A 13,280-nucleotide genomic window follows, 5' to 3' on the forward strand; every position below is an offset into this window, starting at 1 on the left:
CCCACTGCAGGGGAAGAATAGGTACTGATGTCTATTTCTGATTTTCCCGATAAAGAACGGCCCCTGGGCGATCTGCCCGCCGGCCGTCCCCTGCAGACCGACTTCGGCGACGACGGCCGCGACTATCCGCGCCTCGGCACAGTGAGTTTCCGCCGCGGCACGCTCACCGACAACCAGGAGAAACTCTGGGACGAGAACTGGCCGCGCCTCGGCCGGGTGCTCTCCGATGAGCTTATCGACGTCGACGGGTGGTTCGGCCGCACCGGCGCACCCACCATCGTGGAGATCGGCTCCGGCACCGGCACCTCCACCGCCGCGATGGCACCCCTGGAGGCTGACACCAACATCATCGCCGTCGAGCTGTACAAGCCGGGCCTGGCGAAGCTGCTGGGTTCGGCCGTGCGCGGCGGCATCGACAACATCCGCATGGTGCGTGGCGACGGCGTCGAGGTCCTCGCCCGCATGATCGCCCCCGGCTCCCTGGACGGGGTCCGCATCTTCTTCCCCGATCCCTGGCCGAAGGCGCGCCACCACAAGCGCCGCATCATCCAGACCGGCACGCTGCACCTGATCGCCACCCGCCTCAAGCCGGGCGGGGTCCTGCACGTGGCCACCGACCACGCCGACTACGCCGAGTGGATCGCCGAGCTCGTCGACGCCGAGCCGCTCCTGGAACACAAGAGCTGGCCGTGGGCGCAGTGCCCGCAGCTGGTGGACCGTCAGGTCATCACCAAGTTCGAGGGCAAGGGTCTGGACAAAGACCACACCATCACCGAATTCCTCTGGCAGCGCACTGACGCGCCCGCCTGATTTTCCCTCATTTCAAGAGAAGAGCACCCACCGTGAGCGACCTTCACGAGTCCACCCACCACTACCGCGCCCAGGATCCCCCCGGCCCCGACAACCTTCTGCTGGTCTGGGACGCCCCGAACCTGGACATGGGTCTGGGAGCCATCCTCGGTGGTCGCCCCACCGCCGCGTACCGTCCGCGTTTCGACGCCATCGGTCGCTGGCTGCTCGCCCGCGCCGGCAAGCTCTCCCATGAGACGGGCAGTCGCGTCGAGGCGGAGGCCACCGTGTTCACCAACGTCACCCCGGGCGGTGCGGACGTCGTCCGCCCCTGGGTGGAGGCTTTGCGTAACGTCGGTTTCGCTGTCTTCGCGAAGCCGAAGACGGACGAGGACTCCGACGTCGACCCCGACATGATCGCCCACATCCGCCGGCGCCATGCAGAAGGCGTACTGCGCGGGCTGGTCGTGGCCTCGGCCGACGGGCAGAACTTCAGGGAGACCATCGACGAACTGATCGCCGAGGGCCTGCCCGTCACCGTCCTCGGCTTCCACGAGCACGCCTCCTGGGCAGTCGGCTCCGATACGATCGATTTCGTCGACCTCGAGGAGATCACCGGCGTCTTCCGGGAGCCGCTTCCCCGCATCAGCCTGGACCAGCTCCCCGACGAAGGCGCATGGCTCCAGCCCTTCCGCCCCCTGTCGGCTCTGCTGGCAGGCCGCAACAACTGACAGAACAACCACTGACAGAAAGGGGAAGGCCGATGTTCGAGAAGTGGGGACATTTCTCCTATCACCACCGCCGCCTCGTGCCCCTGATCGTCATCGCCGCGATCCTGGTGCTGTACGTCACCTTCGGTCTACGGCTCGGCGACCGAATGAGCCAGGAGGGCTGGGACGACCCCGGCTCCAGCTCCACCGCGGCCGCCGCCATCGAGCTGGAGACCTTCGGGCGTGACAACAGCGGCGACGTCATCCTCATGTTCGAGGCACCCGAGGGTCGCTCGCTCAACGACCCGACGACCTTCGGCGCCATCGCCTCCCACCTGGAAGATCTCAAGGCCGATCACCCGGACGAGATCGCCCACGTCACCAGCTACTTCGACACCCGCAACGCCCAGCTGATCAACGAGGACGGCTCCGTCGCCTTCGCCGCCATCGGTCTCGCGGGCGACGGGGAACAGACCCTGAAGGATTACCGCGCCATCGAGGGTTCCCTCGTGGCCGACGATCTGCCCGGGGAGGTGACCACCAGGGTCGCCGGGGCAACCGCCGTCGCCGACTCCCTCGATGACGGCATGGCGGGCGACATCGTCCGCGCCGAGGTCGTGGCCCTCCCCCTGGTGGGCCTGCTCCTGCTGGTGGTCTTCGGTTCCGTCGTGGCGGCCTTCATGCCGCTGGTCGTCGGCGTCCTCTCCATCGCGGGCTCGCTGGGCATCCTGTCGATTCTGGCCGGCACCGTGCAGGTCAACGTCTTCGCCCAGTCGGTGGTCACCCTGCTCGGCCTGGGCCTGGCCATCGACTACGGCCTGTTCATGGTGTCGCGTTTCCGCGAGGAGCTGGACAAGGGGTCCAGTGTGCCCGATGCGGTGGGCACCACCACCGCCACCGCCGGAAAAACGGTGGTCTTCTCCGCGGCGATGGTCGCGGTCGCGCTGTCCGGTCTGCTGGTGTTCCCGCAGGCCTTCCTCAAGTCCGTGTCCTACGGTGCGATCTCGGCGGTGGGCCTCGCTGCCCTGCTGTCCGTGACGGTGCTGCCGGCACTGTTCGGCCTGCTCGGCCACAACATCGACAAGTGGACCCTGCGACGCACGAAACGCACGGCCCGCAGGCTGGAGGACACCCTCTGGTTCCGCATCCCCTCCTGGGCGATGCGCAATGCCAAGGTGGTCACCCTCGTCATCGCCGGTATCCTCATCGCGCTCACCCTGCCGCTGGCGGGTGTGAAGTTCGGCGGCATCAACGAGACCTACCTTCCGCCCGACAATGACGTCCGTCTGGCCCAGGACGAGTTCAACGACGTCTTCCCCACCTTCCGCACCGAACCGGTGAAGCTCGTGGTCACCGACGCCACGGAGCAGCAGCTGGTGGACATCTACGTCCAGGCGCGCGAAATCGAGGGGCTGACGTCGCCGTTCACCCCGGACCAGGGCACGGTCGACGGCACGACGGTGCTCTCGGCCGGAATCCAGGACCGCGACCTCAACAGTCAGGTCGTCGACCAGCTGCGCGCCATCGAGGCGCCGGAGGGCGTCGGCCTGTACATCGGCGGCACCCCCGCCATGGAGATCGAGTCCATCGAGGCACTGATGGACAAGCTCCCGTGGATGGCCGCCTACATCGTCATCGCCACGTTCATCCTCATGGCGCTGGTCTTCGGTTCGCTGGTCCTGCCGGCGAAGGCCATCATCATGACGATCCTCGGCCTCGGAGCGACCCTGGGCATCCTCACCGCCATGTTCGTCGGCGGTGTCGGCGCCGATCTGTTCAACTTCACCCCGGGCCCGCTGATGTCGCCGGTGCTGGTGCTCATCGTCGCCATCGTCTACGGCCTGTCCACGGACTACGAGGTCTTCCTCGTCTCCCGCATGGTTGAGGCCCGTGACAACGGGAGACCCACCGACGACGCCATCCGCTGGGGCACCGCCCAGACGGGTTCCATCATCACCGCCGCAGCGCTCATCATGATCGTCGTGGCCGGCGCGTTCGGCTTCTCCGAGATCGTCATGATGAAGTACATCGCCTTCGGCATGATCTTCGCCCTGGCCATCGACGCCACCATCATCCGCATGATGCTGGTCCCCGCCGTCATGCACCTGCTGCGCGAGGACAACTGGTGGGCGCCGGCCTTCGTCAAGCGCGCCTACGCCCGCCTCGGCCACGGTGAGGCCCCGGTGTCTGTCCCGGTGTCTGCATCGGCTCCGGTGGGCGTCGAGAAGCATGATGACCTGCTGGTGGATGACGACGCCGTCATGGTCGTCGACGAGGCCCAGGCCGCCCGCGGCGGGCGCTCCACCGCCGAGGACGAAGAGCTCATCCCGTTCAGCGAGCTGATGGCCCGCCTCTCCGTCGACAGGGATGGTCCCCGCCAGCTGGGTCGCTGACGTGCTGCGTCTGGTCGCCACCAACCGGTGGATCCGCTGGCTCGGCCCCCTCGTGGTGCTGATCATCCTCGTGGTGGCGTTCCGTGACCAGCTGCCCTTCCTCGGCGACGGCGTCCGTCGGCTCCGCCACGCTGAGCCGACGGGCGTGCTCCTGGCGGTGATCGCGACCTTCCTGTCGCTCTTCGCCATGGCGGAGGTCATGCGGCTGCTTCTCGAGGCCGGCGGCACGCGCGCCTCCCCGGCGCAGACCACCGGGCTCACGATCGCCTCCAATTCCTGGTCCACCTCCCTTCCCGGCGGCCCGGCATTCTCCGCGGTGTTCACCTACCACGTGCAACGCGGCTGGGGGGCGAGCCGACTCCTGTGCGGCTGGTTCCTGGTCCTGAGCTCCGCAGTCTCCACCATGTGGCTGGTGCTCATCGGCGCCGCCGGTATGTTCTTCCTCGGCGCCCGGGTGAGCGTGTGGTCCCTGCTGGTCACCCTCGTCGCCATGGCTGCCCTGTCCTGGGCGGTCTACTGGGCCGCCAACCACCCCGCGCACCTCGAACGCTGGATCCGGGCCGTGATGCCCTCGCTGAACCGGATGCTGCGCCGCCCCCGTGATGCCGGCGTCGAGTCCGCCGTCACCCAGCTCCACCAGTTCGACACCGTGCACCTGAGCAGGGGCCGTTTCGCGGTGGTCGCGGGCTGGTCCCTGCTCAACCGCCTCTTCGACGCCTTCACCCTCTACGCCTGCGTCTGGGCCGTCACCGGCACGGCCCCCGGGCTGGAGTCCGCCCCCGACCAGACGACGCTCATGGGCATCCTGCTGGCCTACACCACCACCAAGCTGGCCGGCTCCGCCCAGGTGACGCCGGGTGGTCTGGGCACCGTGGAGGCGGTGATCATCGCCACCCTGGTCGCCGTCGGCATGACCGCGGTCGATGCCACCGGCGCGGCCGTCGTCTACCGCCTCATCTCCTTCGCGCTGTCCACCGTCGTCGGCTGGGTGATCTACTTCCTGTTCTACGCAGGGCGGGACACCCGGGAACGGGCGATAGAGTTGGACTCATGACAAGGATCTCCGCGCTGTCCGCCGATGTGGTCGCCATCGCCGCCTTCGCGCTCTTCGCCCGCATTGCCCACCAGACCGACGACATGCCGCTCAACGTCGCAGGCTGGTTGTCCACCCTGTGGCCCTTCCTGCTGGGCATTGCGCTCTCCTGGGTGGTCATCGTCATCGCCGGGTGGAACGGCGCCCGTGTTGTGCCTGCGGGGGTCACCGCCTGGCTCATCACCGTCGTGGTGGGCCTGGGTATCTGGACCCTGCGTAACGGCGGGCTCCCCCACTGGTCGTTCATCCTCGTCGCGACGATCATGTCAGCGCTGCTGGTGCTCGGCTGGCGCGTCGTCACCGCGGCAGTGGGCCGCAGGCGCGCCTGAGTCGGAGCCCCGGGCTTCAGGAGGAACCCCCGGAATCACGGCAACCCCGGCCCTGCACGGAGCGGGTGACCGGGGTTGCCGATGACCTCTGAGCTAGGAGCTCAGGGAGTGGGTGATCTGGTTGACGAACATGACGATGTAGTTGATGATGTCGCCGGCCAGGTCCAGAACGCTACTCAGCATGGGGAGTTCTCCTTACGCGGTTGTCGAGCGGTTACGTTGGGTACATCGTCCCGGGAAACCGGATCCGTTACATGACGGATCCGAAAACCCGGGTGGATCCCCCACCGGCCGATGGCCGGATCATACTCCGTGACACCATACCGGCAGCCGTCTCAGTCCCCGAATTTCCGACTGCACTCCCCCGCCGCGTCCCGGAGATCGAGAAAAGCGGGTTTCGGGTCACCCGGCCCGACCATCAGACCGAAATAGGATTCCGATTCCTCCGCTCCGAGGTCGATGTCGTGCATCGTGTACATGAAGATCGGCCCCAGGCGCGGATCCGCGACGGTCAGCCGCAGTGCTTCCACCACCATGTCCGCCTGGTCCCGTTCACTCACCCCGCGGTCACCACCGGTGGGGGCGCCATATTCCGTCAACCAGATCATCTTGTCCCCGTCACCCCGGGCGACCATCAGGCTCTTGACCTCGTTCAACCTGCGGAATGCGTTCCATTCTGAAGTGCCCGACGGCAGCTCGGGGAAGGAGTAGGGGTGCATGCCCACCGCATCGGCATATCGCATCACACCGGTCTCGTAGAGCCGTTCCAGGTATTCCAGATCGTCGAGGGAGTAACCCGCCACATTGTCGGCGGGGGCCAGACCGGCGGAGACGATATGGGCACCCGGGTCTTCCGCCGCGATCCTCGGCGCCGCCGCCGCCAGAAGCTCAGCGTAGGCGTCCGGGTCCGGGTCCGGCCAGAACCTGGCCAGGTTCGGCTCGTTCCAGATTTCGTAGGCGTCCACGCGGTCCCCGTAACGTTCCGCGACCTCACCGGCGAACCTCCCGAATTCACCGGCAGCTCCACTGCCCCGCTCACCGAAGCCCCCGAGCCAACCCGGGTGGGTCTGGATCAGCATCAGGGGGGTCAGCCCCGCCTCAACCGCGGCATCGACGCGCTGATCGAGGCCGTCCCACGCATACACCCCCCGCCCGGGTTCGACGTCCTTCCAGACCGCCGACAACCTGATCCAGGTGGATCCCAGGAGAACCTGTTCATCCACCATGGCCCGAAAATCCCGGTCGGACAGCTCCTCCCAGGCGGCCGGCCCCGCGATCCCCAGTTCAGGGCAGCCGGACACGACCTCCTCCGGCATCGTCACGCGGGTGTGTTCACCGGGGCCTGAGGTGGAGGTCGAGATGACGACCACCAGGGCCATCGACACCATGACGGCAAGGGCGACAACAACCCAACTTCTCCGGTCCGAGTGCCTCCCCGGTGCCCCGACGGTGTCAGCCACGGGACAAAGCCTCCAGCATCGCGGGCACGGTGGTCTTCGCGTCATGACGTGCCAGCACCGCGCAACGGGCGGTGTCCCGCAGCTCACGGGCCAACACGGGGTCGTCGAGAAGAGTGCGGATCGCCTCCGCCAGGGCGGGTGCATCCTCCGGCGGAACCAGGATCCCCGCCCCTCCCCGCAGGTATTCGGCGGCACCACCGTGATCGGTGGCGACGACAGGCACACCGTGGGCCATGGCCTCGAGAACCCCCAACGGTCCCGCCTCGGGGGAGGTTGAGGCGGAGACGAGGACATCCCAACGAGGAAGCACATCCCGCTTGTCGACGTGCCCGAGAAAATGCACCCTGCCGGCCAGGTCCGGCTGCGCGGCGCGTGCCCGGAGCAACCTTTCAAATTCCTCCGACCCGGGAAAGGCGGTGCCCGCGATGTCCAGCTGAACGTCCGGCAACTGCGCCAGCGCCTCGAGGAGGACGTCCTGTCCCTTCCATTCCGTCAGCACCGCCAGGATCCCGGCGACGGGACGACCTGGAACGCGGGCAGTGCCGCCGCTCATCTCCTCCGGGACGACAACTCCGTTCGGTCGCACGACGGTCCTGCGCACCCGAGCCCGGATCGAGTCGGCGGTGACCTGCGAAACCGCGACCGCCACTGTCAGGGCGTGTGCCCCGAGGCGGAGCGCCGTCCGCTGTTTCCGGGAATGGATGGTGTCATGGACCAGCCAGGAAACCCGGGGCCGCCGGTCCGGACGGAGGGAGTGCAGCGGGAACGCCAACCCGATCGCAGGCAGAGCGAATGTCGAGTTGACGATCACCGCCTCGGCGCCCCGAGCCGCGCGGCGGACCCGCCGCGCAGTCCTCCACCAGTCGCGGGGGAGCGAAGCCACGGCCCGGAGGCGACGCACCCCGCGCTCCCCACCCAAGCGGTGAAGAGGAACAGGGACGTGCACGATTCCTGCGCCGAAGCTCTCCGGAAGCGCCCCTGGCGGGCAGAGAAGAGTCACCCGATGACCGTCAGCCACCGCTGTCTTCAGCAGTTCAGCGAGGACCCTCTCCGCCCCTGAAACTTCCGCGCCTGCATTCACCGCCAGGATGTGCATGGTGGAACCTCCAAGGTTCTCGGCTCCCCATGTATTACCCGTGGAGTGGGTGCAGGTCTCCCTAACCACCCAGATCGCGCGTGTCCGGACTCTGGAGGAGCGGTTCAAGTTCATTCTTGAGCTAACCGCAACACTACCCCACCCCCGAGTGCGGGCAAGCCCCCGGAGGTACCCTACTGACCTCGCACACATGTATACATCCGCCCACAACCCGCCCTTGCTCGGACCCGGGAACCGGCGCCCGGGCACCCCGGGAAAAACTGGGCGCCACCACGCCCCGAGCGACTGCCAGTCGCTCCGGTCGGCCCGCCATGAAGCACAGACCACCGCAGAGGAGGGAACGGAAAAAAGGGGGGGCACCCCCGGAAATTACCCCCACTCCCGCCTCTTAAATGGAAAATTTCCTCGGCCTAAGAGGTTGCTGAGATATCCAAGCCAGGCGGCCAATCCATTATCTCGCCAGTACAGAAAAGGTCGTTACCGAGGAAACTATCTGTCGCTAGTTTCTCCGGAAAGTCGATTTGGTGAGGGTAGTGATCCTACAATGAACCTACAGCTGGACAAATCGCCGGACAGCAGCTAGTCGCCCCCCTCGTGAAGGATCACCCACCTGACCTTCCCACAGGAGCACCAGCCGCCAACCGGCCCGAGCCGCTCGCCGGACAATTTCGCCCGTAGCGAGAACGCCCGATGAACTATCGAGTTAAAGCAAGTGTTCTAACTTTTGGCTGGCCGCTTCCTGGAAGCAGGCAAGTCTCCTGTACGGAAGTCAGTGGAGTTAATGGTTCCGATAAACCCGAGTGCATCACCCCGTAAAATCCGGGTGGCTGGAAGCGTGTTCCACCGAGCGGAAAACCGCTCAGTCGGAGTCAGCTTCGCCCATTACGTACCGGATCCGTGGCAACGCCTGGCGGATGGCTTCGGCATCCTCATGGTGTGCCTCCTCGCGGGTCTCCCCCGGCCGGTGCTGACCGCCGCGGCAACGTCCCTCGGCCTGATGGCGGTGCCGCATCTCTACCGCTTCAGACTCGGCCTGTCAGTGCTCGATGACCTTCCACGACTTCTCGTGGCCGGCACCGTAGTCCCCTTTGTGGCCGTCTCAGTATTCAATCCGGAGCTGGATGCACCCCAGACCGTGTACTTCTCGCTGGCCACCGCCGCGAGTCTGGTGGCTTTCAAGACCATCGTGTCGGTCTCCCTCGGCATCCGGCGTCGGTGGAGCCCGAAAATTCTGAGCAGGACGCTCATCCTGGGCTCCGGGCCGATCGCGCGCCAGCTCTGCAACAATCTCAAGAAAATTCCGGAATTCGGGCTACTCCCCGTGGCACTCGTCGACCGCGAAATAGAACCGGTACAGCCCGTTCCCGGAGTGGTGACCGGCAAGTTGGACTCCGACCTTCCCGCACTGATCCGTGAACATCGGGCAACGACCGTCATCATCGCCTTCAGTTCTTTTTCCGACGGGGACCTGCGCAAGGCCCTCCGGTCCTGCGTTCGAGAAGCTGCGGAGCTCTACATCGTCCCCCGCCTCCCGGAATACCTCGACAGAGACAATCGTACCGAGATGATCGGGGCCCTCCCGCTGCGGCGGGTGGCCCGTGCGGCCCACCGCTCGCTCACGTGGTTCCTCAAACGACCATTTGACATCCTGGTCAGCGGAGTCGCACTGGTGCTCCTCTCCCCTGTTCTGCTGGCCCTGGCTCTGGTGGTGAAGATCAACCACAGGACCGCCCCGGTACTGTTCCGGCAGGAGAGGATCGGCATGGACGGGAAACCCTTCGAGCTGTTGAAATTCCGGACCATGACGCCAGCTGACCCGGGGGAATCCGATTCGCGATGGAACATAGCCGGTGACGCCCGCCTGACCCGGCTGGGCGCCACGATGAGACGATTCTCCCTCGACGAGCTGCCGCAGATCTACAATGTCTTCCGCGGCGACATGGCTCTTGTCGGACCGAGACCCGAACGCCCCTACTTCGTGGAGAAGTTCAGCCAGGAATTCCCGGACTACCCCGAACGGCACCGCGTCCCGGTGGGGTTGACCGGGTGGGCCGCCATCAACGGGCTGAGAGGGGACACGAGCATCCGCGACCGTGCCCTCTACGACAACTTCTACATCGAGAACTGGTCCCCCTGGTTGGACTTCAAGATCCTCCTTCTCACCTTCCGGGCAGTGGTCGGCGGGAGCGGGGGATGAACCCCGGGATCGTCTTCGGGGCGCTGGCGCTGCGCCCGAACGGCAGCGGGGTGCAGACCTACCAACGTGAACTCATCCGGGCCCTGGCCAACCTGGTGACTCTGCCCACGCTGGCTGCTGTGGTGCAGAAAGACGCCGCAGACGAGCTACCCGTTTCGGTTCAGCCGTTGATCCGCCCGATCGCCTCCGGAGCGCGGCGGGCCTTCCAGGGCATGATCCCCGTGACCGGGGGACTGTTCCACGGCCTCGACGTCGACCTCCCGGTAGGCCAGCGTTCCCCCACAGTGTCCACGGTCCATGACCTGTCCGTCTTCGACACCCCCTGGGCCATGTCGAGGATGCGGGCCCGCGGCGAACGCCTCCTGATCCGCAGGGCACTGCGAAGCGCCGACGCTGTGATCGCGGTGTCCGAGTTCACAGCCGACCGTGTCGCCGCGTTGACCGGCCGGGAATCGGTGGTGACCCCCCTCGCCCCCGGCCCGTGGGCGAGAGTCCCCTCCGCCGAAGCCGTGCGGATGGTCCGGCGGAAGTACCGTCTCCCAGGGCGATTTGTCCTGCAACTGGGCACCCTCGAGCCACGGAAACGGCCCGAGGTGGTCAATGAGGCCCTGCTGGGGACGGGGGTTCCCCTGGTCCTGGCGGGGGGAGGCACCGACGGTCCCCGACGCCCCGCCGGATCGATGGGGTTGGGCTACGTCGACATGGAGGACATACCGGCCCTCTACCGGGCCGCGGATGTCGTGGCCTACGCCTCCGCCTACGAAGGCTTCGGGCTGCCACCGGTGGAGGCCATGGCCTGCGGCGCGGTCGTGGTGGCCAGCGCCGTCGGCGGCATCCCCGAGGCGGTCGGCAAGGGTGCCGTTGTGGTCCCGGGGCTGAGTACCTCCCGCTGGCGCGCGGCTCTCCGGACGGCCCTCGACGACGTGGATGCCCGTACGAGGCTGCTTGCCGACGCCGCCGTCCGCACCCGCAGCCTCACCTGGGAGAAAACCGCCGCCGCCACCGCCCAGGTGTACACCTCCCTCCTCTGACTCCGGGGGTGAAAAGGTCACAGCACCCCGGCGACGACCTCGGCCATCTTCCGGCGGAATTCGGCCGGTGAAAAGGTGTCGGCCCATGACGTGAGAGCTTCCGTGCCGTAGCGGGAATCATCGAAACTCCGTAGGGCGTCAGCGAAGTTGTGGACGACCTCCCGATGGTCGTCCCCGTCCACCAGGACCCCCGTCTCCCCTGGCCGTACGGTGTCCACCGCTCCCCCTCGCCCCAACGCAATCACGGGGGTACCGCAGGCCATCGCCTCCACCGGAACAATCCCGAAATCCTCTTCGCCAGGCAGGAGGAGGGCACGCGCACCCCGCACCAGATCCCGCATCTCCGCACCCGGCAGACGACCCCGAAATTCAACCCCCGGTCCCGCTGCCGCGCGGGCGCGATCCATGTCCCGGCCTTCACCGACGACGATCAGCCTGACCCCTGCCTCAACCGCGGCTGCCACTGCGAGAGGAACCTGCTTGTACGGCACCAGCCTCCCCACCGCCACAAAGTAATCTCCCTTCTTCACGCCGTGGTCAGGGGAGAAGAATTTTGTGTCCACCGGAGGATGCACCACGGTCGCCGCCCTGTCCCACCACTGCTCGATGCGGCCCCGGACAGCAGTGGAATTGGCCACGACAGCGGTGACGCGGGGCGCCCACTTCCTTTCGTTGCCCCGCGCCCGGGCGGCAAGGGTCCACAGCGCCGCGGACTTGGGGAAGCCGGCCGCCTCGTCCCGGCGGAAGGAGCTGTCCCATGCCCACCGTGCCGGAGAGTGGACATAGGCCACCGACGGGGCGTCGACGGCACCGACCGCAGCGAGTGCGAACGCATGATGGCTGACCACGACCGCATCAACCTCAGCCGACCGTAGACTCCCGTGCCTCAACGCCCACGGTACGAGGGGGAGCAGGGGTGCGTAGGATTTCTCGCCCGATGCACGGTAGACCCGCTGCAGCGGACCGGTCCGGACCCGGTCCGCCAACCCCCCGGGAATGCCTTCTGCCCGCGCGAAGGGCACGTGGACCTCCGCCTCCGGCCAAATTGCCGCGAGCTCGGCGACGACATGCTCACTGCCGGCGATGTCGGTCAGACGTTCATGAACGATCGCGATTTTCGATGCCACCGCTGCTCTCCCTCTTCTTTCCGGACCGGACCACCACGAAAGTGGGGACACCGCTCTTGACCAGCCTTTCCACTGCCGTACTGGCCAAGTTGGCCCGCCGCTCCCCCTTGTCGACCACCACGACGCCCAGCTGCACATCCGAAGGCGGCAGTTCCCGCCACCAGGAAGCCGACCAGCTGGCCTGGTGGAGGTGCCCCGGGCCGTGGGAGTGGAACGTCTCTCCGGCGTCTGATTCCCCGAGGACAAGGACGTTCCCGCCATGTGCCAGCACAGCGGCCGTCCTCGCCTCCGCAAGGGGTGTGAGTCCCCCACCCGCCGCCGACAGTTCCCGGTCCACCTCGAAGCGTCGACCGATCATCCGCAGCCAGAGCCCGTCCGCCCGCCGGTGTCGTCGCAGCCGCCATATCGTGAGCGGGATCTGCGCGAGAAGGAACACCAGCATCGCCACCACCAGGGTGGTGGACCATACCCTGGGCCACACCTGGTCACCGTCGTTGTCGGACTGGGAAAGCACGAACGGCTGCACCTGCTGCGGCCGAAACTCCCGGTTCTCCTGACGAATCAATCCGATCTGGTCCTCAAGATCCGCCACGGCCGCCGCCGGATCCTCTGCCCGACGGGCATCGATCTGCTCCTGGAGCGCAACGATCCTGCGCTCCGCGTCTTCCGCCCGCACTCGCGCGGACTGGGAGGAGAAAGCGTCGCTGCGGAGGATCATGGACCCGATGACCGACTCGGCTGCGGCACGCGCCTGCCCGACGCTCCCCGCGCGGGTAGCGACCTCAATCACCCCTGGCACCGCTGTTTCGGTTGCTGTCACCCAGGGATCATCCAGTCCCGTCTCATCCTTCACCAGGTCCCGCGTTGCGGGGTCGTTGGCGATCAACGCGTAGAGGGATCCCAGCCTCGCCCGGGTCTCCGGATCAAGGCTCGCATCGGCGGGGGCTCCTAGAGAGACCTCGGTCTTCACCTCGTACACCGGATCCATCCGGGAAAGAACCAGGAAGGTGATCCCGGCCGCCGCCAGTGCGATCACCAGAGCCACAGGGATGGAA

General features: G+C 66.8%; 11 protein-coding genes. 7 read left to right on the forward strand and 4 right to left on the reverse strand.

Features of this window, described 5'->3' with window-relative positions:
- Window positions 1–27 precede the first annotated feature (27 nt).
- From trmB to CETAM_RS12300, 5 genes are read left to right on the forward strand one after another with little or no spacing between them, the layout of a single operon-like run.
- On the forward strand, window positions 28–810 hold the full coding sequence (gene trmB, locus CETAM_RS12280; RefSeq protein WP_156229112.1) for a tRNA (guanosine(46)-N7)-methyltransferase TrmB: 783 nt from the start codon (window positions 28–30) through the stop codon (window positions 808–810).
- A 32-nt stretch (window positions 811–842) separates the two neighbouring features.
- The gene (locus CETAM_RS12285; protein WP_156229113.1) at window positions 843–1,520 is read left to right on the forward strand and encodes an NYN domain-containing protein; all 678 of its coding nucleotides are present in this window, start codon (window positions 843–845) and stop codon (window positions 1,518–1,520) included.
- Between the two features lie 32 nt (window positions 1,521–1,552).
- A complete protein-coding gene (locus CETAM_RS12290; protein WP_156229114.1) occupies window positions 1,553–3,892 on the forward strand; it encodes an MMPL family transporter in 2,340 nt (779 codons plus the stop codon).
- On the forward strand, window positions 3,867–4,946 hold the full coding sequence (locus tag CETAM_RS12295; protein WP_156229115.1) for a lysylphosphatidylglycerol synthase transmembrane domain-containing protein: 1,080 nt from the start codon (window positions 3,867–3,869) through the stop codon (window positions 4,944–4,946). Before CETAM_RS12290 ends, CETAM_RS12295 begins: the two co-directional genes overlap by 26 nt.
- On the forward strand, window positions 4,943–5,314 hold the full coding sequence (locus CETAM_RS12300) for a DUF3054 domain-containing protein (RefSeq protein WP_156229116.1): 372 nt from the start codon (window positions 4,943–4,945) through the stop codon (window positions 5,312–5,314). The genes CETAM_RS12295 and CETAM_RS12300 overlap by 4 nt, the downstream gene beginning before the upstream one ends.
- Window positions 5,315–5,649: 335 nt before the next feature.
- On the opposite strand, the gene CETAM_RS12305 is transcribed toward CETAM_RS12300, so the two are convergent.
- A complete protein-coding gene (locus CETAM_RS12305) occupies window positions 5,650–6,774 on the reverse strand; it encodes a glycoside hydrolase 5 family protein (RefSeq protein WP_156229117.1) in 1,125 nt (374 codons plus the stop codon).
- Window positions 6,767–7,870 (reverse strand): glycosyltransferase family 4 protein, encoded by a 1,104-nt coding sequence (locus CETAM_RS12310; RefSeq protein WP_156229118.1) that lies wholly within the window; start codon window positions 7,868–7,870, stop codon window positions 6,767–6,769. The genes CETAM_RS12305 and CETAM_RS12310 overlap by 8 nt, the downstream gene beginning before the upstream one ends.
- Before the next feature lie 823 nt (window positions 7,871–8,693).
- On the opposite strand from CETAM_RS12310, the gene CETAM_RS12315 reads away from it, so the two are divergent.
- Both CETAM_RS12315 and CETAM_RS12320 read left to right on the forward strand, forming a co-directional pair.
- Window positions 8,694–10,067, forward strand: coding sequence for a sugar transferase (locus tag CETAM_RS12315; RefSeq protein ID WP_197085744.1), 1,374 nt, complete (start codon window positions 8,694–8,696; stop codon window positions 10,065–10,067).
- Window positions 10,064–11,098 (forward strand): glycosyltransferase family 4 protein, encoded by a 1,035-nt coding sequence (locus CETAM_RS12320; protein WP_156229120.1) that lies wholly within the window; start codon window positions 10,064–10,066, stop codon window positions 11,096–11,098. Before CETAM_RS12315 ends, CETAM_RS12320 begins: the two co-directional genes overlap by 4 nt.
- Window positions 11,099–11,115: 17 nt before the next feature.
- On the opposite strand, the gene CETAM_RS12325 is transcribed toward CETAM_RS12320, so the two are convergent.
- Both CETAM_RS12325 and CETAM_RS13860 read right to left on the reverse strand, forming a co-directional pair.
- The gene (locus CETAM_RS12325; RefSeq protein ID WP_231587506.1) at window positions 11,116–12,225 is read right to left on the reverse strand and encodes a glycosyltransferase; all 1,110 of its coding nucleotides are present in this window, start codon (window positions 12,223–12,225) and stop codon (window positions 11,116–11,118) included.
- The gene (locus CETAM_RS13860) at window positions 12,197–13,270 is read right to left on the reverse strand and encodes a hypothetical protein (protein ID WP_231587507.1); all 1,074 of its coding nucleotides are present in this window, start codon (window positions 13,268–13,270) and stop codon (window positions 12,197–12,199) included. Before CETAM_RS13860 ends, CETAM_RS12325 begins: the two co-directional genes overlap by 29 nt.
- Between the last annotated feature and the right edge of the window lie 10 nt (window positions 13,271–13,280).

Source organism: Corynebacterium comes, assembly GCF_009734405.1.
Lineage (GTDB): Bacteria > Actinomycetota > Actinomycetes > Mycobacteriales > Mycobacteriaceae > Corynebacterium > Corynebacterium comes.